The 23,165-nt window shown below is 64.7% G+C and carries 22 protein-coding genes; 12 read left to right on the top strand and 10 right to left on the bottom strand.

What is annotated here, in order from left to right:
• Positions 1-2: 2 nt before the first annotated feature.
• The gene (locus ACROUL_RS00425) at positions 3-482 is read right to left on the bottom strand and encodes a flagellar basal body-associated FliL family protein (RefSeq protein ID WP_431297591.1); all 480 of its coding nucleotides are present in this window, start codon (positions 480-482) and stop codon (positions 3-5) included.
• 117 nt (positions 483-599) lie between these two features.
• Between ACROUL_RS00425 and fliF the strand changes: the two genes are divergently transcribed.
• From fliF to fliP, 4 genes are read left to right on the top strand one after another with little or no spacing between them, the layout of a single operon-like run.
• On the top strand, positions 600-2,204 hold the full coding sequence (fliF, locus tag ACROUL_RS00430) for a flagellar basal-body MS-ring/collar protein FliF (protein WP_431297592.1): 1,605 nt from the start codon (positions 600-602) through the stop codon (positions 2,202-2,204).
• A complete protein-coding gene (locus tag ACROUL_RS00435) occupies positions 2,204-2,803 on the top strand; it encodes a flagellar biosynthesis protein (protein WP_431297593.1) in 600 nt (199 codons plus the stop codon). Before fliF ends, ACROUL_RS00435 begins: the two co-directional genes overlap by 1 nt.
• Entirely contained in the window at positions 2,796-3,065 is a 270-nt protein-coding gene (locus ACROUL_RS00440) for a FliM/FliN family flagellar motor switch protein (protein ID WP_431297594.1), read from the top strand. Before ACROUL_RS00435 ends, ACROUL_RS00440 begins: the two co-directional genes overlap by 8 nt.
• Positions 3,062-3,775, top strand: coding sequence for a flagellar type III secretion system pore protein FliP (fliP, locus tag ACROUL_RS00445; RefSeq protein ID WP_431297595.1), 714 nt, complete (start codon positions 3,062-3,064; stop codon positions 3,773-3,775). Before ACROUL_RS00440 ends, fliP begins: the two co-directional genes overlap by 4 nt.
• Here the strand turns inward: fliP and ACROUL_RS00450 are convergent.
• The 3 genes from ACROUL_RS00450 to ACROUL_RS00460 form a co-directional block, all read right to left on the bottom strand.
• On the bottom strand, positions 3,766-4,608 hold the full coding sequence (locus ACROUL_RS00450) for a 4-(cytidine 5'-diphospho)-2-C-methyl-D-erythritol kinase (RefSeq protein ID WP_431297596.1): 843 nt from the start codon (positions 4,606-4,608) through the stop codon (positions 3,766-3,768). The two genes, fliP and ACROUL_RS00450, sit on opposite strands and share 10 nt — an antisense overlap.
• Positions 4,598-6,328, bottom strand: coding sequence for a tetratricopeptide repeat protein (locus ACROUL_RS00455; RefSeq protein ID WP_431297597.1), 1,731 nt, complete (start codon positions 6,326-6,328; stop codon positions 4,598-4,600). The genes ACROUL_RS00450 and ACROUL_RS00455 overlap by 11 nt, the downstream gene beginning before the upstream one ends.
• Before the next feature lie 119 nt (positions 6,329-6,447).
• Complete coding sequence (locus ACROUL_RS00460) at positions 6,448-8,094, bottom strand: 4Fe-4S dicluster domain-containing protein (protein ID WP_431297598.1); 1,647 nt, start codon at positions 8,092-8,094, stop codon at positions 6,448-6,450.
• 294 nt (positions 8,095-8,388) lie between these two features.
• Between ACROUL_RS00460 and greA the strand changes: the two genes are divergently transcribed.
• The 3 genes from greA to ACROUL_RS00475 all read left to right on the top strand — a co-directional run bounded on the left by greA (position 8,389) and on the right by ACROUL_RS00475 (position 10,726).
• The gene (gene greA, locus ACROUL_RS00465; RefSeq protein ID WP_431297599.1) at positions 8,389-8,859 is read left to right on the top strand and encodes a transcription elongation factor GreA; all 471 of its coding nucleotides are present in this window, start codon (positions 8,389-8,391) and stop codon (positions 8,857-8,859) included.
• Positions 8,860-8,957: 98 nt separating this feature from the next.
• Positions 8,958-9,902: a hypothetical protein gene (locus ACROUL_RS00470; RefSeq protein WP_431297600.1), complete on the top strand. Its 945-nt coding sequence runs from the start codon at positions 8,958-8,960 to the stop codon at positions 9,900-9,902.
• Between the two features lie 167 nt (positions 9,903-10,069).
• Positions 10,070-10,726: a peroxiredoxin gene (locus tag ACROUL_RS00475; protein ID WP_431297601.1), complete on the top strand. Its 657-nt coding sequence runs from the start codon at positions 10,070-10,072 to the stop codon at positions 10,724-10,726.
• Positions 10,727-10,815: 89 nt separating this feature from the next.
• Here ACROUL_RS00475 and ACROUL_RS00480 read toward each other — a convergent pair whose 3' ends face one another.
• Positions 10,816-11,412 (bottom strand): L,D-transpeptidase, encoded by a 597-nt coding sequence (locus ACROUL_RS00480; protein ID WP_431297602.1) that lies wholly within the window; start codon positions 11,410-11,412, stop codon positions 10,816-10,818.
• Between the two features lie 139 nt (positions 11,413-11,551).
• Complete coding sequence (gene pnp, locus ACROUL_RS00485; RefSeq protein ID WP_431297603.1) at positions 11,552-13,693, bottom strand: polyribonucleotide nucleotidyltransferase; 2,142 nt, start codon at positions 13,691-13,693, stop codon at positions 11,552-11,554.
• 246 nt (positions 13,694-13,939) lie between these two features.
• Between pnp and ACROUL_RS00490 the strand changes: the two genes are divergently transcribed.
• Positions 13,940-14,278 carry a putative quinol monooxygenase gene (locus ACROUL_RS00490; protein ID WP_431297604.1) on the top strand — a complete coding sequence of 113 codons (339 nt, stop codon included), beginning with the start codon at positions 13,940-13,942 and terminating at the stop codon, positions 14,276-14,278.
• A 60-nt stretch (positions 14,279-14,338) separates the two neighbouring features.
• Here the strand turns inward: ACROUL_RS00490 and rpsO are convergent, their stop codons facing one another.
• Positions 14,339-14,608 carry a 30S ribosomal protein S15 gene (rpsO, locus tag ACROUL_RS00495; RefSeq protein WP_431297605.1) on the bottom strand — a complete coding sequence of 90 codons (270 nt, stop codon included), beginning with the start codon at positions 14,606-14,608 and terminating at the stop codon, positions 14,339-14,341.
• Positions 14,609-14,942: 334 nt separating this feature from the next.
• On the opposite strand from rpsO, the gene ACROUL_RS00500 reads away from it, so the two are divergent.
• Positions 14,943-15,962: a calcium-binding protein gene (locus ACROUL_RS00500; RefSeq protein WP_431297606.1), complete on the top strand. Its 1,020-nt coding sequence runs from the start codon at positions 14,943-14,945 to the stop codon at positions 15,960-15,962.
• Positions 15,963-15,974: 12 nt separating this feature from the next.
• On the opposite strand, the gene ACROUL_RS00505 is transcribed toward ACROUL_RS00500, so the two are convergent.
• Positions 15,975-16,487 (bottom strand): DUF1643 domain-containing protein, encoded by a 513-nt coding sequence (locus ACROUL_RS00505; protein WP_431297607.1) that lies wholly within the window; start codon positions 16,485-16,487, stop codon positions 15,975-15,977.
• Between the two features lie 99 nt (positions 16,488-16,586).
• Here ACROUL_RS00505 and ACROUL_RS00510 point away from each other — a divergent pair, with 99 nt between their 5' ends.
• From ACROUL_RS00510 to ACROUL_RS00520, 3 genes are all read left to right on the top strand, one after another.
• Positions 16,587-17,303 carry a class I SAM-dependent methyltransferase gene (locus tag ACROUL_RS00510; protein WP_431297608.1) on the top strand — a complete coding sequence of 239 codons (717 nt, stop codon included), beginning with the start codon at positions 16,587-16,589 and terminating at the stop codon, positions 17,301-17,303.
• A 65-nt stretch (positions 17,304-17,368) separates the two neighbouring features.
• Positions 17,369-18,451, top strand: coding sequence for a phenylalanine--tRNA ligase subunit alpha (gene pheS / locus ACROUL_RS00515; RefSeq protein ID WP_431297609.1), 1,083 nt, complete (start codon positions 17,369-17,371; stop codon positions 18,449-18,451).
• Between the two features lie 166 nt (positions 18,452-18,617).
• Positions 18,618-21,026, top strand: coding sequence for a DEAD/DEAH box helicase (locus tag ACROUL_RS00520; RefSeq protein WP_431297610.1), 2,409 nt, complete (start codon positions 18,618-18,620; stop codon positions 21,024-21,026).
• Here the strand turns inward: ACROUL_RS00520 and ACROUL_RS00525 are convergent.
• Positions 21,023-21,799: a 3'(2'),5'-bisphosphate nucleotidase CysQ gene (locus tag ACROUL_RS00525; protein WP_431297611.1), complete on the bottom strand. Its 777-nt coding sequence runs from the start codon at positions 21,797-21,799 to the stop codon at positions 21,023-21,025. The two genes, ACROUL_RS00520 and ACROUL_RS00525, sit on opposite strands and share 4 nt — an antisense overlap.
• On the bottom strand, positions 21,786-23,129 hold the full coding sequence (locus ACROUL_RS00530) for a TldD/PmbA family protein (protein ID WP_431297612.1): 1,344 nt from the start codon (positions 23,127-23,129) through the stop codon (positions 21,786-21,788). Before ACROUL_RS00530 ends, ACROUL_RS00525 begins: the two co-directional genes overlap by 14 nt.
• Positions 23,130-23,165 lie beyond the last annotated feature (36 nt).

Genomic DNA, 23,165 nt, shown 5'->3' on the forward strand with positions numbered 1-23,165 from the left:
CCTCAGTTCAACACGAATTCGGTGATAAGCAGGTCGCGCACCCGGCCTTCCCCCGTCACGATCTGGATGCGCCGCAGCATCTGTGCGCGCAGTCTTGCCATCGCGCTGGGGTCTTCGATCGCTGAGGCATCGATGGCGCGCAGGTAGCTGTTCAGCACATCAAGAATCCGGGGCGACAGCAGCGTGACATCCGCAACCGCGCTGTCCACGACCTCGACCTGCGCCGAAAAACGCAGGTGGCTGCTGGTCGCATCCGGGCCAAGCGACACGACCATCGTTTCCAGCGGCACGAAGGCGATGCCCTTCAGCGGCTGGGGCACGGCCTCTTCACTGTGTGCTTCGCTCTGGCCCAGAATCAGGCCGGACCACGTGGCATAGAACCCCGCCGCGCCCAGAACCACTGCCGACAGGACGCCGATCAGCAGCCCCAGTTTCCTGCGTGGCTTCGGGATTTCGCTCAGGGCTGCATCGGCCGTGGCCATGCCTGTTCTCCATTCTTCGCTCGTCTGGAAGATAGGCCGAAGGTCACTAACCGATTGTTAAGGCGCATGCCCCATTCCTGAACCCGACGGCAGAAGCCCTCGCAGCGGAGTGTTGCCTTGCAGAACCTGATCGCGATCTGGATGTCCCTGAACATGCGCCGCAGGGTGTTCCTTGTGGCCGCCACCGTGGCGATGTTCGCCGCGGTGCTTGGCCTCAGCCGGATTGCCAGCCAGCCCGACATGGTCCTGCTCTACTCTGGGTTGGAGCCTGCGGCTGCGGGGGATGTCATCGCCGCGCTGGAACAGCAGGGGGTGGCCTACCAGATCCGCGGCGACGCCATCAATGTCGATGCCAGCCAACGCGACAGCCTGCGCATGGCGCTGGCGGCCGAAGGGCTGCCGGCGGCGGGTGGCGGCGGCTATGAACTCCTCGATTCGCTGTCGGGTTTCGGGACCACGTCCCAGATGTTCGATGCCGCCTACTGGCGCGCCAAGGAGGGCGAGCTGGCGCGCACGATCCTTGCGATGCCAGAGGTGCGGGCGGCCCGTGTACACCTTGCCAGCGCACCAACCCGCGCGTTTCAGCCCGACGTGCAGGCCAGCGGCTCGGTCACCCTGACCACCACCACCGGCCAGCTTTCCGAAACACAGGCCCGGGCGATCCGCCATCTGGTGGCCAGTGCGGTTTCCGGGATGCGACCGGATGATGTCCAGATCATCGACACGGTCGGCGGGCTGATCGGCGGGAAGGAAGAGGGCGAGTTCGAGGGGACCGATGCAGCCACCCGGGCGGCGGCGATCAAGGGCAATGTCGAACGGCTTTTGGCCGCACGGGTCGGGCCCGGCAAAGCCGTGGTCGAGGTTGCGGTGGATCTGGTTTCCGAACGCGAACAGATCACCGAGCGGACCTTCGATCCGCAGGGCCGGGTCGCCATCTCGTCCGAGACCGAGGAAAAGACCGGCTCCAGCACCGAACCGGGCGGCGACGTCACAGTGGCGTCCAACCTGCCCGAAGGTGATGCGGCGCAAGGCTCCGCCGGGAAAAGTCAATCCACCGAAACCCGCGAGCGGGTGAACTACGAGGTTTCGGAAACATCGCGCGAGGTTGTGAAAAGCCCCGGCGCGATCCGCCGACTGACGGTTGCGGTCATGGTCGACGGTCAGGCCGCGATCGCCGCAGACGGCACCCGCACCTGGGCCCCGCGCGCCGAAGATGAACTCGCCGCGCTCCGCGAACTCGTCGCTTCGGCCGTCGGGCTCGACGAGGCGCGCGGCGACGTCCTGACCCTGAAATCGCTGGAATTCCAGGAAATCGCGGTGGAGGGGACCGAGGCGACCAGCACCCTGTTTCCGCCGGTCGGCACGCTTGACGTGATGACCATGATCCAGACCGCAGTGCTTGCGCTGGTGGCCGTGGTGCTTGGCCTGTTCGTCGTCCGCCCGATTCTGACCTCGGCCAGTGCGACGCGGGCCTTGGCAGCCCCCGACACCCCCTTGGCGTTGCCCTCCGCAAATTACGGTGGGGCGCTGACCGGCGAGGTGCAGTCCGGTTACGCCAGCGCGTCGCTTGGCTCGATCCCCGCCTACGGCGACGCGGCCGATCCCGAGGCCGAGCAGGACAACGACCCCGCGGCCCGCCTGCGACGCCTGATCGAAAAACGCCAGACCGAGTCGATAGAGATACTTCGCGGCTGGATGGAACATGAGGAGGAGCGCGCCTGATGGGCTTCGTCAATCTGGAAGTCTTCGACACCGAAACCACCGCCGATGGCGCGGAATTGCCGCTGGTGCAGGCCAGCGCGCTGGAGGACGCAAAGATCGCCTCGTTCGAACAGGGCTACACCGCTGGCTGGGACGATGCGAGTGCCGCGCTAGGCAACGACCAGACGCGCATCCGCGCCGATCTTGCCCGCAATCTGCAAAGCCTCGCCTTCACCTACCACGAGGCGCGCGGCCATGTGTTGCAGGCGATCCGCCCCCTGATCGTGGAGATGACGAACCGCCTTCTGCCGGAAATGGCGCGCGACACGCTTGCGCCCATCGTGCTTGAAACCCTGATGCCGATGGCCGACGAAATGGCCGACGCCCCCCTGACGCTCGTGCTCAATCCCGCCGCCCGTCCGGCTGTTGAATCGCTGCTGGAGCGCGCGACCGGTTTGCCCCTCGTCATCGAAGAAGAGCCGTCGCTTGGGGAAGGCCAGGTCTACATCCGCTTCGGACGCGTCGAGGCAAAGGTGGATCTCGGTCAGGTCACGGCGGAAATTGCACAGGCCGTTCAGGGCTTTTTCAGCCTGACACACAAGGAAACGAAGCATGGATGAACTTTCTGACGCCAACCCGTTCGGTCAGGTGCCGATCGAGGTGACCATCTCGGTCGGACGCGCCCGTCCGCTGGTCAAGGATCTGCTCAGGTTGGGCAAGGATGCCGTGCTGCAACTTGACCGCCGGGTGGATGACCCGGTGGAGCTTTACGTCGGTGACCGGCTGATCGCACGCGGCGAATTGACCGAACTGGAGGGCGAGATGGCCGGGCAGCTTGCCGTGCGGCTGACCGAGGTTGCCAACCTGCGTGGCGGGCTATGAAACGAGGCGTCGCGCTTGCGATCATTCTTGCGCTGATCGCCAGCCCGGCGCTCGCGCAGCAGCTGTCGCTCGATCTCGGCGGCGAGGGGTCGCTCTCGCTTCGATCGGTGCAGTTGCTGCTTCTGATCACCGTGCTCAGCATCGTGCCGGGCCTTGCCGTGATGGTGACCTGCTTTCCGTTCATCGTGACGGTGCTGTCGATCCTGCGTCAGGCCATCGGGCTGCAACAGGCCCCGCCGAACATGCTGATCATCAGTCTGGCGATGTTCCTGACATGGTATGTGATGGACCCGGTCTTTACCAAGGCCTGGGTCGAGGGGATCGAGCCCCTGACCAGTGGCCGCATCGAACTCGCGCCGGGGCTTCAGGCCGCCATAGCCCCGTTCCGCGACTTCATGGCCCAGCGCGTCGATCCTGAGACCTTGCAAACCCTGCGGGACTTGCGGCCCCCGGCGCCCGGGGCCGAAACCCCGCTGTCGCTGCTCATTCCGTCATTCCTGCTGTCGGAAATCCAGCGCGCGTTCGAAATCGGGTTTCTGATCTTTCTGCCGTTCCTGATCATCGATCTGGTGGTCGCGGCAGTCCTCATGTCGATGGGAATGATGATGGTGCCGCCCGCCGTGGTGTCGCTGCCGTTCAAGCTGATTTTCTTCGTCGTGGCCGATGGCTGGACGCTGATTTCCGGTGCGCTGGTGCAAAGCTACTTCTGAACCGGCGCCTCTGCGATCCACCAGCCCGGCTGCGCCCGCCGCAACAGGCGCGCTGCCTCGGCTGCCTCGGTCGCGGTGGAGAACAGGCCGAAACAGGTCGCGCCCGATCCCGACATCCGCGCCAACTGGCAGCCGGGCGTTGTCGCAAGACTTGCCAACACCTCGCCGATCACCGGGGCCAACCGCAGCGCGGGGGCCTCAAGATCGTTGCGCTGCGTTCGCAGAAACCCGACCAGCGCCGCAAATGTGGGAAAGGGTGGCAGGGGGTCCGGCATGGCCGGGTTCGCCCGGGCGTCCATCACACGGAAGACCTCGGGCGTCGAAACGCTGACGCCCGGATTGACCAGCACCAGCCAGACGTCTGGCAAGGCGGCCAGCGGTTGCAGCCCCTCGCCGACACCCGTCATCCGCAATGGCCGACCGGCAAGGCACGCCGGAACATCCGCGCCAAGCCGCAAAACCTCGCCCGCATCGGGTAACGCCTGCCCGGTGAGGCGCGCGATGGCGCGCAAGGTGGCGGCAGCATCGGCCGATCCTCCGCCGATCCCCGATGACACGGGCAGCACCTTGTCCAGCGTGATCTCCACGCCGCCGCCCATGACGCGGGCCGCCCGCTGAACCAGATTGTCGTCGTCTGCCTGCAGTGCCGCTGCCCGAGGGCCGGTGATGGTCAGGTCCAGCATGTCCGAGCGGCGCAAACTCACCTGGTCGCCCACCCCGGCAAACACCACCAGGCTGTCCAACAGATGGTAACCATCTGCACGCCGTCCGGTCACATGCAGCGTCAGATTGATCTTGGCAGGCGCGAATTCGACAACCGGATCAGTTGCCATTCTCGACGGCTTTCACCGCTTTCGTTCCTGCCGCGCCCTCGTCGGCCATCACGGCATCCAGCCCGAGTTCCAGCTTGCGCCTGATCCGTTCGGCATCCTTTTCCGTCGGGTTGAACGACAGCGCCCTATGCCATTGGAACCGCGCTTCCAGCGTCCGCCCGACCTTCCAGTAGACGTCGCCCAGATGGTCCGTGACCACCGGGTCGACCGGCTCCAGCACCGAGGCCTTTTCCATCGGCACCAGCGCTTCGTCATAGCGGCCCAGCCGGAACAACGCCCAAGCCAGACTGTCGATGATGTAGCCTTTCTCGGGGTCGGCCGCGACGGCCCGCTCGATCATGGCCAAGGCCTCGTCCAGCTTTTCGCCGCGGTCCACCAACCCGTAGCCAAGGTAGTTCAGCACCTGCGGCTGGTTCGGGTTCAGCGCCAGCGCCGCGCGGAAATCCGCCTCGGCCGGGGCCCAGTCCTGGCTCTGTTCGTGGCAGATGCCGCGATAGAAATACAGGATCCACTGCTCCGGCTGCGACTCGGTGACCAAGTTCAACGCGGCGGTATAGGCCACCTCGGCCTCGTCGAACCGCTTTTCCTCGCGCAAGAGATCGCCCAGCGCGGACTGCACGATGATCAGATCACCGTGGCTTTTGGCCAAGGCGCGCAAGGCTTCGAGGGCGGCATCCATCTTGCCTTGCGCCTGCAAGGCACCGGCGCGGCCGATCTCGGCGGTGACGAAGGCCGGGTCTTCCGGCTTGAACATGGCATAGGTCGACACCGCCAGATCGGGCTGGTCCAACGCTTCAAGCAGTTGCGCCGACAAAAGCCGCGCATCGGTGTGATCGGGCCGCAGGTAGGTGGCAATCCGGGTGTGCAGCAAGGTCAGCACCGGGTCGGCATCGCCGTTCAGAGCCGTTGCGACCGAAAAGAACACCTCGGCCAATCCGTCGCGGGCCGAGGTCACGGTGTCGAACGGCACCGGCTCGCCCGCTGTCAGACGTGCGCGCAGCGTGTCCAGCATCGGATCAGGGTCGGTGCCGAACGACCGGTCCAGCAGATCCAGCGCATCCGCGTTGCGCTCCAGTTGGCTCAGGATCTGGGCATGTGCGATCACACCCCGCCGCATCACATAGATCGGCCCGGCCTCCTCGCCCGACAGGATCTTGTCTGCACCCTCGAAATCCCCGACCGAGGCAAGCGCCAGCGCCTTGTGATAATAGCCGAACGCCTCCAGCCCCTTGACCTTGGTCATCTCGTCAAAGCGGGCAAGGGCATCCGACATGCGCCCGTTGCCCACCAGCGCCCAGGCCGTCACCAGATCCTCGACAAGTTTGCCAAGATCGGGGCCGCCATCGGCTTGCGCCAGCAGCGCCGGATAATCCTCGCGCGACGCCGCGTCGGCCAGCAGCACGAATTCCGCCAACTGGCTGGTGGCTCCCAGCTCTTTCAGGCGGGCGGCCACGTCCTTTGCCAGATGCAGATCGCCAACCCCGATCTGCGCCAGAAGCGCGCCTTCCAGCAGGCGAACATTCCCCGGATCGGCCAGAATCGCCTTGCCGTACCACACCGCCGCCGCACGAAAATCATTCTCGGTTTCAGCCACCCGCGCGGCCAGATAGGCACCCGAGTCGCCGACATCCTGCCCGAAGCCCGGACCGGCAATCAGTGTCGAACAGATCGCGGTGCCAAGCGCAAAGGCCGACAGCTTGCGAAGGACATTCGTGGGCATCCGGCCTCTCCAGTCAGAACTTTGCGCGAAGCTAGCCGCGCGCGCACCGCTAGGCAATGCGTGCCGCCGCCGCTATGATGCCATCACCCGCCGCAAGGCCGAACTTTTGCGTGATCGCCTCACATGTTCGGATAATTCGGCCCGCCACCACCGATCGGGGTGGTCCAGACGATGTTCTGGCTCGGGTCCTTGATGTCGCAGGTCTTGCAATGCACGCAGTTCTGAAAGTTGATCCGGAAGGTCGCGTCCGCGCCGCTTCCTAGCACCTCGTAGACACCCGCCGGGCAATAGCGCTGTGCGGGTTCGGCGTATTTCGGCAGGTTCACCGCAATCGGAACCGATGCATCCTTCAGCTTCAGGTGCGCAGGCTGGTTCTCGTCGTGGTTGGTAAAGCTGTAGGCGACGTTGGTCAGCCGGTCGAACGACAGCACCCCATCCGGGCGGGGATAGTCGATCACCTTGAAATCCTTGGCCAGCCCGGTCGCCGCGGCGTCGGTCTTGCCGTGCTTCAGCGTGCCGAACAGCGTCAGGCCGATGGTGTTGGCCCACATGTCTGCGCCGCCGCCCATCAGGCTTGCCACAAGGCCATAGCGCGACCACAAGGGCTTGACGTTGCGCACCTTCTTCAGGTCGCGGCCAATCGCGCCGCCCCTTACCTCGGCCTCGTAATCGGACAACTCGTCGCCCGCGCGGCCAGCGGCCAGCGCCTTGTGCGCAGCTTCTGCCGCCGCCTTGCCCGACAGCATGGCGTTGTGGTTGCCCTTGATCCGCGGCACGTTCACCAGCCCTGCCGAGCAGCCCAGCAGCGCCACGCCCGGCGCCACCATCTTCGGAATTGACTGGTAGCCGCCTTCACTGATCGCACGGGCGCCGTAGGCCACGCGCTTTCCGCCCTTCAACAGGTCGGCCACCACCGGGTGATGCTTAAAGCGCTGGAATTCCATGTAGGGGTAAAGGTGCGGGTTCTGGTAGTTCAGGTGCACCACGAAGCCGACGTAGACCTGATTGTTTTCAATGTGATAGATGAACGACCCGCCGCCCGCATTCTTGCCCAGCGGCCAGCCCATCGTGTGGGTGACCTTGCCCAGCTTGTGCTTGGCGGGGTCAATCTCCCAGATTTCCTTCATGCCAAGGCCGTATTTCTGCGGCTCCTTGCCCTTTTGCAGGTCGTACTTCGCGATCACCTGCTTCGACAGGCTGCCGCGCACGCCCTCGCCAAGGAAGACATACTTGCCCCACAGTTCCATCCCGGGCTCGTAATTCGGCCCCGGCTCGCCGGTCTGCGGATCGCGCCCGAACTCGCCCGCCACCACGCCCGCTACCCGATCGCCATCGAAGACCAGTTCGCTGCACGACATGCCGGGGAAGATTTCCACGCCCAAGCCCTCGGCCACGCCTGCAAGCCAGCGGCAGACGTTCGCCATCGAGACGATGTAATTGCCGTGGTTCGTCATCAGGGGCGGCATCGGCCAGTTCGGTATGCGGATTTGCCCTGCCTCGCCCAGAAGGTAAAAGTTGTCCTCGGTCACCGGCACGCTGACCGGCGCACCCATGCTCTTCCATTCGGGCAGCAGCGCATCCAGCCCCGAGGGGTCCAGCACCGCGCCCGACAGGATATGCGCGCCAACCTCAGACCCTTTTTCCAGCACGACGACCGACCGCTCAGGGTCCAGTTGCTTCAACCGGATCGCCGCCGAAAGCCCCGCAGGCCCGGCGCCCACGATCACGACGTCATACTCCATCTTCTCGCGCTGGATCGCAGTCATCGCTGGCTCTTTCCTGCCCGTTTCGGGCGCTGAAACCGTGGTATTTTGCGGCACTTCCCTTGCCCGAACGGAAGGCCAAGGTCAACCTTGACGCAGCAGCACCGGCCAAGCGGGTGGCTCGTGCCATACAATCTGCCATACGCTTGCCATACCAACCGCAGACGCATCGCAGACCGTCCCCCAAAGCCATGCCCCTTGCATTTCAGGGCACGTTCGGATCAGGTAATCGCGTAACGAGCCCTGAAGTCATGGACCGCCCCCGGTCTGTGACTTCTTCTTTTGACTGGAAGCCCGATGGACAAGATTCCGATGACCCGGCGCGGATTTGACGCGCTGGATGAAGAGCTGAGACGCCTGAAAAGCGTGGATCGCCCCGCTATCATCCGCGACATCGCCGAGGCGCGCGAACACGGCGACCTTTCGGAAAACGCCGAATATCATGCCGCGCGCGAGAAGCAGAGCTTCATCGAAGGCCGCATCAAAGAGGTGGAGGGGCTTCTCTCTCTGGCCGAAGTCATTGATCCCACAAAATTTTCCGGCTCGGTTAAATTTGGCGCCACGGTGACGCTGGCCGACGAAGACAGCAACGAGGAAAAGACCTACCAGATCGTCGGCGAGACCGAAGCCGATATCGAGAACGGCCTCTTGAACATCCGCTCGCCATTGGCCCGCGCCCTGATTGGCAAGGAAGAAGGCGACAGCGTCGACGTGAAAACCCCCGGCGGCAACCGGTCCTACGAAATCCTGTCCGTCCGTTTCATCTGATCCCGGGTTGCCCGATGCCTCTCCCCAAGGATCCCCGCAAAGACGTTGGGCCAGGACCGCCCACCTTCAGTCCGATCCAGGTAACCACTGGTCGCACAATGGAAATTGCCGCGACCATCCTCTGCTTCGCCTGGGTCTTGTCGATCCTTGCCTACGTCCTTCTGTCGCCTCCCGGCAACGAGGCGCGCACTGTCGGACTCGTACTGACGCTGGTCATGGTGTTCCTGCCGATGGCACTGATCTGGGTGGTGGTGATCACCCTGCGATCAGTGCGCGAACTGCGCGCCGAAGCAGCCCGCCTGCAGCAGGCCGTCGATGCGATGCGGTCAAGTTACGTTGCCTCGCAGGGGCAATCCTCCGGCATGAAGTCGTCGGTGGAACGCAAGATTGACGAAATCGCTGCCGCAACAAAGCAGGCCGAGACCGTGCTCGCCACCTTCACAACACGCCGCGATAATGCGCTTTCGGTCCCGTCTGCCGATCGCAAGGCCGCCCTCGCCACCCCGCAGGCTGATCCCGAAGCCGAACAGCCCGCTCTCGCCCTCGGCACTCCGGCAGAAGACCTGCGCGCGCCTTTGTCGGTGGCAGATTTCATCCGGGCCCTGCAATTTCCCGAAACCCCCGACGACAAGGAAGGCTTCCGCTCTTTGCGGCTGGCGCTAGAGGACCGCGCGGTGGCTAAACTGATCCGTGCGGCACAAGATGTATTGACCCTTCTAAGCCAGGAGGGAATTTACATGGATGATCTGAAGCCCGAACTGTCGCGGCCGGAACTCTGGCGTCGCTTCGCCGCGGGCGAGCGCGGGCGCACGATTGCGGCGCTTGGTGGTATCCGTGACCGGTCTTCCCTCGCCCTCACAGCCGGGCGGATGCGCGAAGACCCGGTGTTCCGCGATGCCGCACACCACTTTTTGCGCACCTTCGACAAGACCTTCGCAACCTTCGAAAAGAACGCCACCGACGCCGAGCTTGCCGACATGGCAGATACCCGGACCGCGCGCGCCTTCATGCTGTTCGGTCGGGTGACGGGTACTTTCGACTGACCGATGAACCGTGTCGTTGCGCGGGGTTTGCAAAGAAGGATCTCCGCGCACGCCTCCAGTCGGGGGAAGTTCATCCTCAACTTCATGGCTACGCCCGCGAGGGGATGAAATGGTGCGGCGATTGTCATATGTACAGCCCACAACAGACCTCAAAAGCGAGACACGCCATGGCAATCCGCATCAATGACATCGCCCCGGACTTCACCGCCGAAAGCACGGCCGGGACCATCCGGTTCCATGAATGGCTGGGTGACAGCTACGGTATCATCTTTTCGCACCCGCGCGACTTTACCCCGGTCTGCACGACCGAGTTCGCTGCGGTGGCGCAGTTGGCGGGGGAGTGGGCGAAGCGCAAGACGAAGGTGATCGGCGTTTCGGTCGACTCGGTCACTGATCATGGCAAGTGGAAGCGCGATATCGAGGCTTTCGGCGGCGCGGCGGCGGAGTTTCCGATCATCGACGACAGCTCGCTGACGGTCGCGAAGGCCTATGACATGCTGCCCGCCGATTATTACCTGCCCACCGAGGGGCGGACGCCGGCGCATTCGGCCACTGTTCGGACCGTCTATATCGTGGGGCCGGACAAGAAGATCCGCCTGACGATGACCTATCCGATGTCGGTGGGCCGCAACTTTGCCGAGATACTGCGGGCGCTGGATGCGGTCAGGGCGACGGATGGGGTGCCACTGGCGACCCCGGCGAACTGGCAGCCGGGGCAGGATGTGATCGTGGCGCTGGCGCTGAACAATGAGCAGGCGAAGGAGCGGTTTGGAGAGCTGGACATCAAGCTGCCTTACCTTCGGTTCGCCAAGGCTCCTGTGTGATCTGACGACTGGGTGTCCCACCGTGGGACACCCTTTCCGATCTATAAGAATCAATGGGTTAGTTGCAGAATTAACCCTTCTTCAACTCTTCAGGCCTGCCCCACCTTCGGCAACAACACCACCGGCGCGCCGACCTCGACCGCCTCGTAAAGCTGGATGATATGGTCGTTCACCAACCGCACGCAGCCGTTCGATACCGCTGAGGCGATTGTCCACGGTTCGGGTGTGCCGTGAATCCTGAGGTAGGTGTCGTTGCCACCGTCGTCGAACAGATAGAGCGCCCGTGCGCCGAGGGGATTGTTCGGGCCGCCCGGCATCCCATCGGCGTATTTGGCGTAATGGTCGGGATCGCGGGCAATCATGCTTTTGGTCGGGGTCCAGCTTGGCCATTCCTTCTTGGCGCCGACGGTGAAGCGACCGGATTCGTAAAGATTGCCCCGCCCAACACCCACCGTGAACAGCATGCCCTGCTGGGGCGCGGTGATCCAGTAAAGCTCGAAGTAATCGGGGTCGACGATGATCGTGCCGACCTCTTGCGGGTCGCGGAAGCGGACCTCTCTGGGCAGGTATTCATCGGGAACCACCCAGTCTTCGGCACTTTGCGTGTGCGCCACGGCGCGCAGCGGCAGCGCCGCTGCAAGTGCCGTGCCAAGAACGCGGCGGCGGGTCAGGAGAGTATTGGTCATGCGCTGTTCCTTCGCTGACGCCCATTCTTGCGGCAGGCGGGGCGCGGCGCACCCGACAAATCCGTGAACGTCATGCGCACGCTATGCAAAAGGCCCCGGGGTTGCCCCCGAGGCCTTTGCATTTTCTTGAGGGAAGAGATCAGCTTTCGGCTGGTTCTTCTTTCTTTTCGGCGATTTCGGCGCCGGTTTCCTGATCGACCATCTTCATGCCAAGGCGCACCTTGCCGCGATCGTCGAAGCCAAGAAGCTTCACCTTGACCTCCTGGCCTTCCTTCAGAAGTTCGTTCGGGTGGTTCAGGCGCTTGTTGGCGATCTGGGACACGTGGACCAGACCATCGCGCTTGCCGAAGAAGTTCACGAAGGCGCCGAAGTCGACCAGTTTCACGACCTTGCCGGTGTAGACCTTGCCCTCTTCGGGTTCAGCCACGATCGACCAGATCATGTCGTAGGCGCGCTTGATGGCGTCGGCGTCGTTCGAGGCGATCTTGATGATGCCGTCGTCGTTGATGTCGACCTTGGCACCGGAAACCTCGACGATTTCGCGGATGACCTTGCCGCCCGAACCGATCACTTCACGGATCTTGTCGGTCGGGATTTGCAGGGTTTCGATCTTCGGGGCGTATTCGCTGAAGCCTTGCGGGGCCGACAGCGCCTTGTTCATCTCGCCCAGAATGTGCAGGCGGCCGTCCTTGGCTTGCGCCAATGCCTGCTCCATGATCGCGGGGGTGATCCCGGCAATCTTGATGTCCATCTGCAGCGAGGTGATGCCGTTCGCGGTGCCGGCAACCTTGAAGTCCATGTCGCCGAGGTGGTCTTCGTCGCCAAGGATGTCGGTCAGAACGGCAAACTTGCCGTCATCTTCGAGGATCAGACCCATCGCGACGCCAGCGACCGGGGATTTCAGCGGAACGCCCGCGTCCATCATCGAAAGCGAGCCACCGCAGACCGATGCCATCGACGAGGAGCCGTTCGATTCGGTGATCTCGGACACCACGCGGATGGTGTAGGGGAAGTCGGTCGGAGCAGGCAGAACCGCCTGCAGCGCGCGCCAAGCAAGCTTGCCGTGGCCGATTTCGCGGCGACCGGGCGAACCCACGCGGCCAACTTCGCCAACCGAGTAGGGCGGGAAGTTGTAGTGCAGCAGGAAGTTGGAGCGCGAGTTGCCGTGCAGGGCGTCGATGATCTGCTCATCTTCGCCGGTGCCGAGCGTGGTCACGACGAGGCCTTGAGTTTCACCGCGGGTGAACAGGGCCGAGCCGTGGGTGCGCGGCAGGATGCCGGTTTCGGCAACGATCGGGCGGACGGTCTTGGTGTCACGGCCGTCGATGCGGATGCCGGTCTTTACGACGTCGCCGCGCAGGATCGAGGATTCGAGCTTCTTGATCGCCGGGCCGAGGTTGCTGTCCGCGCGGTCTTCGTCCGACATGGCAGCCTTGATTGCGTCAACAGCCGCGTCGATGGCCGAGGTGCGGGCCTGCTTGTCACGGATCGCGAAAGCAGCGCGCATTTGGGTTTCGCCGGCTTTCTTGACCTTGGCGTAAAGCGCCGAGTAATCGACTGGCTGGAAGTCGAAGGGCTCTTTCGCGCAGTCTTCAGCGAAGTCGATGATCAGGTCGATCACCGGCTGCATCTGGTCATGGCCGAACTTCACGGCACCCAGCATTTCTTCTTCCGACAGCTCATATGCTTCGGATTCGACCATCATCACGGCGTCTTTGGTGCCGGCGACGACCAGATCGAGCCGCTGGTCAGGGTTGCCACGTAGGTGCTGCATGTCGTCCACCGTCGGGTTCAGCACATAAGCGCCTCCCGTGAAACCAACGCGGGCTGCACCGATCGGGCCCATGAATGGAACGCCGGAGATCGTCAGCGCGGCCGAGACGGCGATCATCGCGACGATGTCGGGATCGTTTTCAAGGTCGTGGCTGAGCACGGTTGCCATGACGAGGACTTCGTTCTTGAAGCCTTCGACGAACAGCGGGCGGCAGGGCCGGTCGATGAGGCGCGAGGTCAGCGTCTCTTTCTCGGACGGGCGTGCTTCACGCTTGAAGAAGCCGCCGGGGATCTTGCCGGCTGCGTAGTATTTTTCCTGATAGTGCACGGTCAGCGGGAAGAAGTCCTGCCCCGGCTTTTGCGTGCGGGCGAAGGTCACGTTGGCCATGACGGAGGTTTCGCCAAGCGTGGCGATCACCGAGCCGTCGGCCTGACGGGCAATCTTTCCCGATTCCAGGGTAAGCGTGTCACGGCCCCACTGGATGGATTTCTTGGTCACTTTGAACATCTGGTTTCCTCTGGGACCGGCCCCCTGGCCTGACGTCCCGACATATCTGGCGGCCCCATTGCCGCCGCCCCCCGAATCCTTCGCATGTGGCCGGGGGCATGGCCTCACGTCACAGATTGCGGGCGCATACAGGAAAACTGGGGGTTTGGGAAGGGGACCGATCCTTTGCCCCGCCTTTGTGATAGGATGGAGGACGAGGCGAAGGGTGAAGGGGCCCGGTCTCGCCTTGATCGCAGGGAGGGTGCAATGCGGCAACCGGAAGCGGGAAACAAGGTGATCGTCGGCTGGCTGAGCCTGAACGCAGGGGCGGAGGCGGCGTTCGACGCAATCGTCACGCGGTATCTGGAAGACTGTCGTGCGGAGCCGGAGTGCCGGTTCTTCGAGATGATGCGGACGCGGGAGGATCCGACGACGGTGATGGTCTGCGAATGCTTTGACAGCGAGGCCGCGCATGACGTGCATCTGCAAAGGCCGCATGTGCAGGCGTTCTTCAAGCAGCTGGCGAAGATTGCCGGGATCGGGCGGTTTCAGAACATGGTGGTGTCGAAGGTCACGCCGGACAGCGCCGATTTTTCGACGATGTGAGGCAAAGGAAAACGCCCGCCTCTTTCGAGACGGGCGCTTCCTGAAAACCTTCGCGACCGATTAGCGGCGCAGGCCGAGGCGCGAGATCAGCGACGCGTAGCGCGCTTCGTCCCGGTCCTTGAGGTAGTCCAGCAGCTTGCGGCGCTGGGCGACCATCATCAGAAGGCCACGACGCGAGTGGTTGTCCTTCTTGTGGCCTTTGAAGTGTTCGGTCAGCGTGGCGATGCGCGACGACAGGATCGCAACCTGAACTTCCGGCGAGCCGGTGTCGTTCTCTTTGGTCGCGTATTCCTTGATCAGACGGGCTTTTTCTTCGACGGTGATCGACATCGGGGTCTCCTTGGTCAGGGGTTATGGCGCAGGCCGGGATGTCGTCCAGCAAGGCCCTTGGAGGCTCCGCAATGGTGCGGATGCGGGCGTATAGGGGCGAAATCGGCAAAAGGGAAGCGCAAATCCGGTTTGGCCCGGGTGCGGTGGGGTATGCGTTAGGGTTCCGCTAACCAGCCGGGCAGAAACCCGAACCCCTATCGCTTTGCGCAAGGGTTTCGGAAACCCGAATCGTGCTACCCCGGACATCCACGAAATTTCCTTTGCAGCACATATGCTTAACGGGAAACTGACAAACCCGCCCGGTTTTTCGGCGTGGTGGCAAGGAGTTGGTAAGATGTTGACGATCTTCGGTCTTCTGGGTGCGCTTTTCGCCGGCGTCGCGGCGGATGCGCTGCTTTCGAGCAAACCCGCGTCGGAGGAGGACACCGACGACATGCCGCCGGAAGACGACACCTCGGCGCAAGACAACGGCTACCTTCTGGACGAGCCGGAGACCGACGACGACGTCGACGGCAACCGTTCGCCCGAATCGAGCGATGCCGACACACCTGCCGACGCGCCGGTGCGCGCCGACGGCAGCAAGGACGACGACCTGATTACCGGCGGCGGGGCGGATGATGTGCTTGCAGGTGCGGCGGGCGATGACCAGATCGACGCGCTGGCGGGGGACGATAGCCTTGATGGCGACGAGGGGAACGATATCCTTTGGGCGGGCGACGGTGACGACAGCATGGCGGGCGGCGGCGGTGACGACATCCTGCACGGGCAGGACGGCGACGATCTGGCGACCGGTGATTTCGGTGATGACGAGCTTTACGGCCACGAGGGCGACGACAGCCTGAGTGGGGATGCAGGCGATGACACGCTGCTGGGCGGAGCGGGTGCCGACAGCCTAGAGGGCGGCGACGGCGACGACTGGGTCGCGGGCGGCGAAGGCGGCGATATCGTGGTTGGTGGAGGCGGGGCCGACACGCTTGATGGCAATGCCGGTAACGACACGCTGTCGGGCGTTGATGGCGAGGGCGGCGGCACCGATTACCTGAATGGCGGCGATGGCGATGACCGGCTGGACATCGGCGGCGGCGATCACGCGAATGGCGGCGCGGGGGAGGACACGTTTGCGCTGCACGAATGGCTGAGCGAGGGCAAGGTCGCCACCATCGAAGATTACGACTTCCTGCAAGACCAGATCGTCGTGGTCTACGATCCGGCCATTCACCCGGACCCGCAGCTTTCGCTGTCAGCCGATGACAAGACAGAACATGTCACGATCCTGCTGGACGGCGCGCCGGTGGCCGTGGTGTCGGGCGGAAGCGTGTTTCTGAGCGATATCAAGCTGGCGGCGGCAGCCTGATCGCAACCGGCGTCAGGCGGACGGCAGCCAAGGCGCGGGCTGCTGGGCGTAGCCGACGTAAAGCGGATGCTTCGGCTGCCCTGCCCCGGTGAGGCCCAGATGCAGAAGCGGGCGGTCAAGGCTGCGCAGCAGATGTTCGACCGCAGCGCCCCGAGCCTGATGCAGGCCGTGGTTGCCCCAGGCGCAGACGATGCGGTCCGCCTCGGTCGCAGCGGCGAGGATTGCCGCATCGTTTTCAGGCCCGACCGGATCGGCCGCAGCCCGCATCACCCGGGGGTCGGTGGCGCGGAAGGCAAAGATGTTGGCGACCGCAAACGAGCCGAAACCCAAAACGCGCGCGCGCCGTTCGCACCGTTCGACCGTGGGGTCGTTCTGAACCTCGGTCGCGGTGGAGGGGTTCAGCATCACGAAAAGCGCGCGGGGTCCGGGTGCCCAGATGCGAGACAGCGCATAGCGATACCGCTCACAATCGGAATAGACCGCTTCGGACAGGGCATCGCCTTTGGTGAATCGACGGGTGATCATGCGATCAGGAAGCAGAGGGAGACGCCCGAAGCAAGACCCGGCGTTGCCTTTGCGGGCGCGGGACCGCTAGGCTCTGGCGCGCACAGACAAAGGCTCGCCATGCCCATCCATAGCTATTTCCGCGATTTCCTGACACGCACCGACGACCGGACGCTGTTCAAGATGGACCATTATCTGGACGTCTATGACCGGCTTTTGAGCGGCTGGCAGGGGCGGTCGGTGTCGTTTCTGGAAATCGGGGTCTACAAGGGCGGCTCGCTGCGGATGTGGCGGAATTTCTTTGCCCCGACGGCGCGGTTGACTTTTGTGGACATCGACCCGGCCTGCAAGGCGCTGGAACTGCCGGGGACGGAGGTGCGGATCGGCGATCAGGCCGATCCGGCGTTTCTGGCGGAGCTGGCAGCTGCGCGCGGGCCGTTCGACATGATAGTCGACGATGGCGGGCATCAGATGCACCAGCAGATCGCTAGCTTTGTCGCGCTGTGGCCGCATCTGGCCGATGGCGGGCTTTACATCGTCGAGGATACGCACACGAGTTACTGGCCGGGCTTTGGCGGCGGGCTGAACACGCCCGGCAGTTTCATCGCCTTTGCCAAGGGTCTGATCGACCGGATGCATTCGTGGTATACTGAAGATGACGAGGCGTTTCCGCTGCACCCGATGGCGCGCGAACTGGGCATGGTGCAATTTCACGACTCGCTTGTGGTGATCGAAAAGCGGCTGAAGCCGGCGCCCGTCTCGATCACGTCGCGACACGGGCGGGTGGAACGGTCGAGCCGGATTCTGGAGATCCGGGGGCGGAAGTCGATCTTCTGAGCGCCCCGCCCTTGCATCATTGGGCCTTCCCCGCTAGCACCAACCCGTTCTTCGGGGAGGCGCGCATGGACGGGCTCGACACGCTCAAGGCTAGGTTTCTGACCGCGATTTCGGCGGCCTCGGATGAGGCGGGGCTGGAAGAGGTGCGGCTGGCTGCGCTGGGCAAGAAGGGCGAGATCAGCCTGAAGATGCGCGATCTGGGGCAGATGGAACCGGCCCAGCGGCAAGCGGCGGGCGCGATGCTGAACGTGCTGAAGGACGAGATCGACGCGGCTTTGCGGGCGAAGAAGGTGGCGCTTGGCGATGCGGCGCTGGACGAGCGGCTGCGGGCGGAGTGGCTGGACGTGACGCTGCCGGCGCGGCCGCGGCCGCAGGGGACGGTCCATCCGGTCAGCCAGGTGATGGAAGAGCTTACGGCGATCTTTGCCGACATGGGCTTTGCGGTGGCCGAGGGGCCGCAGGTGGAAAGCGACTGGTACAACTTTGATGCGCTGAACATTCCGCCCGAGCATCCGGCGCGGCAGGAGCATGATACGTTCTTCATGCACCGCGCCGAGGGCGACAACCGCCCGCCGCATGTACTGCGGACGCATACCTCGCCGGTGCAGATCCGGGCGCTGATGGCGCAGGGCGCGCCGATCCGGGTGATTGCGCCGGGGCGGGTGTACCGGATGGACATGGACCAGACGCATACGCCGATGTTCCATCAGGTCGAGGGTCTGGCGATCGACCGCGATATCAGCATGGCGAACCTGAAATGGGTGCTGGAGGAGTTCTGCCGCGCCTATTTCGAGGTGGACAAGGTGGAGTTGCGGTTCCGCGCCAGCCATTTCCCGTTTACCGAACCTTCGGCCGAGGTCGACATCCGCTATTCCAACGTTGGTGGCCAGCTGAAGATCGGCGAGGGCGACAAGTGGATGGAAATCCTCGGGTCCGGCATGGTGCATCCCAAGGTGTTGCAGGCGGCGGGGGTGGACCCGGAGCAGTGGCAGGGCTTTGCGTTCGGCATGGGGATCGACCGGATCGCGATGCTGAAATACGGGATTCCGGATCTGCGCGCGTTCTTCGAAGCCGATCTGCGGTGGCTGCGCCACTATGGGTTCAGCGCGCTGGACGTGCCGGATCTGGCGGGCGGGCTTTCCGCGTAAGGTCAAATCGCAGGCTATACAGGGGCTGGCAAAGCGTGTAGGGCGCTGGCTTGGCCTTCAAGGGTTCTGATGTGCCGGGCAGGGAGGCCCGGTGCGATGGAGAACGGTGGGGCCACGGACGATTGGCTTTACCGGGGGCAATGCGCCCCCCTCTTTGGGAAAAATCATGAACGGATTGCAACTGGCCGCGCCTTTGGCGCAGGCTTTGGCCGCTAAGGGTTATGAAGCGCTGACCGCTGTGCAGGAGGCCGTGCTGGCCGATGGCGTGGAGGGGCGCGACCTGTTGGTTTCGGCGCAGACCGGGTCTGGCAAGACGGTGGCCTTTGGCCTTGCCATCGCGCCGGAACTGTTGGCGGGGAACGAGCGGCTGCTTTACGCCGATGTGCCGGGCGCGCTGATCATCGCGCCTACTCGCGAGTTGGCGTTGCAGGTGGCGCGGGAGCTGGACTGGCTTTACGCCGAAGCCGGCGCAAAGATCGCCACCTGTGTGGGCGGCATGGACTACCGCACCGAAAAGCGCGCGCTGGAACGTGGGGCGCATATCGTCGTGGGTACGCCCGGTCGTTTGCGCGACCATATCGAACGGCGGAGCCTTGATCTGTCGGGCCTGCGGGCGGCGGTGCTGGACGAGGCGGACGAGATGCTCGATCTGGGGTTCCGCGAGGATCTGGAGTTCATCCTGAGTCAGGCGCCGGAAGATCGCCGCACGCTGATGTTTTCGGCCACCGTGCCGAAGGAAATCGCGGCGCTGGCGCAGGATTTCCAGCGCGATGCGCTGCGGATCGTGGCGCAGGGCGAGGCCCGGCAGCACGTCGACATCGAATACCGCGCCCTGAGCGTCGCGGCTCGCGACCGGGAGCACGCAATCTTCAACGCGCTGCGGTTCTATGAGGCGCAGACCGCGATCGTGTTCTGCAAGACCCGTGCCAACGTGAACCACCTGATGGCCCGGATGGGCAACCGTGGGTTTCAGGTGGTGGCGCTTTCGGGCGAGTTGAGCCAGCAGGAGCGGACGAATGCGCTGTCGGCGCTGCGTAACGGGCGGGCGCGGGTGTGTATCGCGACCGACGTGGCCGCGCGGGGCATCGACCTTCCGGGGCTGGAACTGGTGATCCATGCGGATCTGCCGTCGAACTCGGAGATTCTTCTGCACCGGTCTGGCCGCACCGGTCGGGCGGGGAAAAAGGGCGTCTCGGCGCTGATCGTTGTTCCGGCGGAGTTCAAGAAGGCGCAGCGGTTGCTGCAAGGGGCGAAGGTCACAGCGGAGTGGGGGCCTGCGCCCAGCGCGGATGACGTGACTGCCAAGGACGACATGCGGATGCTGGAGCACCCTGCCCTGCTGGCGGGCGTGGGCGAAGATGGCGCGATGGCGGCGGAGTTGTTGAACCGCTTTGGCCCGGAAACGGTTGCGGCCGGGTTCGTGCGGATGTGGCGCGAGGGGCGTTCTGCGCCCGAGGTTCTGTCGGATCAGGCGGGTCCGGCCCCTTCAGCCCCGCGCGAGCGCGGCGAGTTTGGCGCCTCGGTCTGGTTCAGCATTTCGGTCGGGCGCGCAGGGCGGGCGGAAGCGCGCTGGCTGTTGCCGAAGATCTGCGACGCGGGCAGCATTGCCAAGGATGGCATCGGTGCGATCCGGGTGCAGGAAGACGTGACCTTTGTGCAGATCGGCGCTTCGGTGGCTGACAAGTTCGGCCAGATGATCGAACTGGACAAGGGTGTGATCATGGAGCGGATGGCGGGCGAGCCGTCGCTTGATCGGCCTGAGCGCCCGGCATACTCGGCACGGCCGGAGCGGGCTGAACGGCCCGAGCGGCGGGAAAAGCCGGCTTATGCGGCGAAACCTGCGCGCGTGGTCGAGGAGGGTGCAGACCCTGCCCCGGCGCGCAAGCCCTTTGCCAAGCGCGAGGATGCCGAGGCGAAGCCTTACACGCCGCGTGAAGCAAAGCCCTACGATCCTACCGATGCGAAGCCCTATGCCCCGCGCGAGACGGCCGAGCGCAAGCCCTACGCTCCGCGTGAGGCCAAGCCCTATGCACCCCGTGCGGCGGCGGGCGCAACAAAGCCCTATGCCAAGCGCGAGGATGGCGACAAGAAGCCCTATGCCCCGCGCGATGCGAAGCCTTCCTACACGCCGCGCGATGCAAAGCCGTTTGGCGCAAAGCCTTATGCCAAGCGTGAAGATGGGCCGGCTAAACCCTACGTGAAGCGTGACGCAGCCGATGTGGACCGCAAGCCACGCTGGGCGTCGGACGACAAGGCAACGCCGAAATCGGCGGGCTACAAGAGCCAGGCGGGGGCGGGCAAGCCTGCACGGGCTGCCGGGTACAAGAGCCATGCGGCTGAGGGCGCTCCGGTCCGGCCACGTGAGGACAGCGGCGAGCCGAAGCGCACCTATGCGCCGAAGGGCGATGCCGCGCGGCCGTTCGTGAAGCGCGAGGGGGCTGGCAAGGCCGCCGGGTTCAAGAGCCACGCGGCAGACGGCAAGAAGCCGTTTGCGCGGGCCAAGCCTGCCGCGCCGAAGACAGATGCCAAGGATACCTCGAAGCGGTTCGTGCCGCCGAAGGGACCGAAGCGTTAAGCTGTCAGGCGGCGCAACGCCTCGGCATGAAGTAAGGGCGGCAGGGCGAGAACCCCTGCCGCCTTTGCATTTGCGGTGTTGAAGTGCAGGGCCGCGCCGCGCTGATCCGTGACGACGGCGCCGGCCTTTTCGGCGATCAGGCTGCCGGCCGCGATATCCCATTCCCAGGTGTCGCGCAGGGTTAGCATGCCATCGTGCCGGCCCTCCGCGGCGAGGCAGAGCCGGTAAGCGAGCGAAGCGCGAAAGCTGCGGTGGATGTCGGGCACGCCGCCGGGCCATTTCGACGGGTCGAGGGTGGTCTTGGTAATCAGGATGTCGGCGCCGGTCAGGTCGGCGCGGGTGCTGGCAGCGATGGGCTGACCGTCGCACAAGGGCGGGGCGGTGAGGGAGGCGGTGTAAAGCCTGTCCATCGCGGGAAGGTAGACCACCGCCGCCGTGATCTTGCCGTGGGTTGCAACCGCGAGCGAGTGGGCGAAGGTTTCCTCGCCCGCGATGAAAGCCCGGGTTCCGTCGATCGGGTCGATGATGAAAGTACGCTCGCAGGTCAGGCGGGCGGGGGTGTCGGAGGTTTCTTCGGACAGCCAGCCGTAGTCGGGGCGCGCTGACAGTAGCGTTGCGTACAGCATGTCGTTCACGGCAAGGTCGGCTTCGGTCACCGGGCCGTGTTCGACACCCTTGTCCCAGACCTGCGGGTTGCGCTTCCAGTGGCCAAGCGCGATGCGCCCGGCCTTTCGTGCGGCATCGGTCAGAAGGGCGAGGTCATGCGCCGGCAAGGGTCATCCCGCGCACCAGGATCGAGGGAACGCGCATCGACAGGTAGGGGCGGGCGTCATTGGCGGCGATCATGGCGCCCAGCATGTCGCGCAAATTGCCGGCGATGGTGCATTCGTGGACGGGGTGCGAGATGCGGCCGTTTTCTACCCAGAAGCCCGAGGCGCCGCGCGAATAGTCGCCGGTGGTGGGGTTGATTGTGGAGCCGATCATCGAGGTGACGAGCAGGCCGGTGCCCATTTCGGCGATCAGGTCGTCGCGGGTGGCGCTGCCTTGGGTAAGGTCGATGTTGGTGGTGGAGGGCGAGGGCGGCGCGCCGGTCCCGCGCGAAGCGTTGGCAGTGGAGCGCAGGCCGAGTTTGCGCGCGGTGGCAAGGTCAAGCACCCACCCGGTGAGGATGCCGTCTTCGATGATGGCGCGGCGGAGGGTGGGCAGGCCTTCGCCGTCGAACGGTTTGGACGAGGCGATGCGGGGACGGTGCGGGTCTTCGATCAGCGACATGCCCGTGGGCAGGACACGCTGGCCCAGAAGGTCACGCGCCCATGATGCGCCGCGGGCGATGGCGGTGCCGTTGATCGCGGACAGCAGGTGGCCCACCAGCGAGGCGGCGACGCGTTCGTCGTAGACGACCGGGAAGGTGCCGGTCTTTGGCTGCACAGCGCCGGGGCGTTGCAGGGTGCGGTCGGCGGCGAGGAGGCCGATGCTGGCGGCTTCGGGCAGGTCGGCGGCGTGGGTGCGCGACTCGCCGGCCCAGTCGCGTTCCATCGCGGTGCCCGATCCGGTGAAGGCAACGGCGGAGAGAGAGCGCGAGGTGCGACCGTAGCCGCCGGCAAAGCCGTTGCTGGCGGCGAGGTGCATTTCGCGGCGGGAAAAGCCGGCGGATGCCTCGACCTGGGTGATGCCGGGGCGGGAGAGGGCGGCGGTTTCGAGGGCGCGGGCCTCGGCCTCGAGCATGGCGGCGGAGGGTTCGGGCGCGGGATCGAGAAGGTCGAGCGCGGTGGCGTCGCGGTTTGACGCAAGGTCGGCGGGATCGGCCAGCCCGACGCAAGGGTCTTCGGGCGCCTCGCGCGCCATTGCGACGGCGCGTTCGGCAAGGGCGGCGATGGTCGCGGCGGAGATGTCAGAGGCGGACACGCAGGCCTGACGGCGGCCCATCAGGACGCGAAGGCCGATTTCGGTGCCTTCGGACCGCTCGGCCTGTTCGAGCGCGCCTTTGCGGATGTCGATGGACAGCGAGGTGCCGGAAACGGCGATGGCATCGGCGGCCTCGGCTCCGGCGCGCTTGGCGGCTGCAAGGAGGGCTTCAGTCAGGGTGGCGAGGCGGTCGGTCATAACTGTCCCTTTTCGTATTCTGTCCGAGGTAGTCCT

Origin of the sequence: Tabrizicola sp. BL-A-41-H6, from assembly GCF_050632395.1 — a bacterium.
Lineage (GTDB): Bacteria > Pseudomonadota > Alphaproteobacteria > Rhodobacterales > Rhodobacteraceae > JAUYQR01.

Coding starts and splice junctions, on each gene's coding strand:
- pnp (WP_431297603.1), bottom strand. CDS start 13,693: ATGTTCAAAGTGACCAAGAAATCCATCCAGTGGGGCCGTGACACGCTT.
- rpsO (WP_431297605.1), bottom strand. CDS start 14,608: ATGTCGATCACCGTCGAAGAAAAAGCCCGTCTGATCAAGGAATACGCG.
- greA (WP_431297599.1), top strand. CDS start 8,389: ATGGACAAGATTCCGATGACCCGGCGCGGATTTGACGCGCTGGATGAA.
- ACROUL_RS00480 (WP_431297602.1), bottom strand. CDS start 11,412: ATGACCAATACTCTCCTGACCCGCCGCCGCGTTCTTGGCACGGCACTT.
- ACROUL_RS00440 (WP_431297594.1), top strand. CDS start 2,796: ATGGATGAACTTTCTGACGCCAACCCGTTCGGTCAGGTGCCGATCGAG.
- ACROUL_RS00470 (WP_431297600.1), top strand. CDS start 8,958: ATGGAAATTGCCGCGACCATCCTCTGCTTCGCCTGGGTCTTGTCGATC.
- ACROUL_RS00460 (WP_431297598.1), bottom strand. CDS start 8,094: ATGACTGCGATCCAGCGCGAGAAGATGGAGTATGACGTCGTGATCGTG.
- ACROUL_RS00490 (WP_431297604.1), top strand. CDS start 13,940: ATGCGGCAACCGGAAGCGGGAAACAAGGTGATCGTCGGCTGGCTGAGC.
- ACROUL_RS00500 (WP_431297606.1), top strand. CDS start 14,943: ATGTTGACGATCTTCGGTCTTCTGGGTGCGCTTTTCGCCGGCGTCGCG.
- ACROUL_RS00510 (WP_431297608.1), top strand. CDS start 16,587: ATGCCCATCCATAGCTATTTCCGCGATTTCCTGACACGCACCGACGAC.
- ACROUL_RS00455 (WP_431297597.1), bottom strand. CDS start 6,328: ATGCCCACGAATGTCCTTCGCAAGCTGTCGGCCTTTGCGCTTGGCACC.
- ACROUL_RS00520 (WP_431297610.1), top strand. CDS start 18,618: ATGAACGGATTGCAACTGGCCGCGCCTTTGGCGCAGGCTTTGGCCGCT.
- pheS (WP_431297609.1), top strand. CDS start 17,369: ATGGACGGGCTCGACACGCTCAAGGCTAGGTTTCTGACCGCGATTTCG.
- ACROUL_RS00435 (WP_431297593.1), top strand. CDS start 2,204: ATGGGCTTCGTCAATCTGGAAGTCTTCGACACCGAAACCACCGCCGAT.
- fliP (WP_431297595.1), top strand. CDS start 3,062: ATGAAACGAGGCGTCGCGCTTGCGATCATTCTTGCGCTGATCGCCAGC.
- ACROUL_RS00530 (WP_431297612.1), bottom strand. CDS start 23,129: ATGACCGACCGCCTCGCCACCCTGACTGAAGCCCTCCTTGCAGCCGCC.
- ACROUL_RS00425 (WP_431297591.1), bottom strand. CDS start 482: ATGGCCACGGCCGATGCAGCCCTGAGCGAAATCCCGAAGCCACGCAGG.
- ACROUL_RS00450 (WP_431297596.1), bottom strand. CDS start 4,608: ATGGCAACTGATCCGGTTGTCGAATTCGCGCCTGCCAAGATCAATCTG.
- ACROUL_RS00505 (WP_431297607.1), bottom strand. CDS start 16,487: ATGATCACCCGTCGATTCACCAAAGGCGATGCCCTGTCCGAAGCGGTC.
- ACROUL_RS00475 (WP_431297601.1), top strand. CDS start 10,070: ATGGCAATCCGCATCAATGACATCGCCCCGGACTTCACCGCCGAAAGC.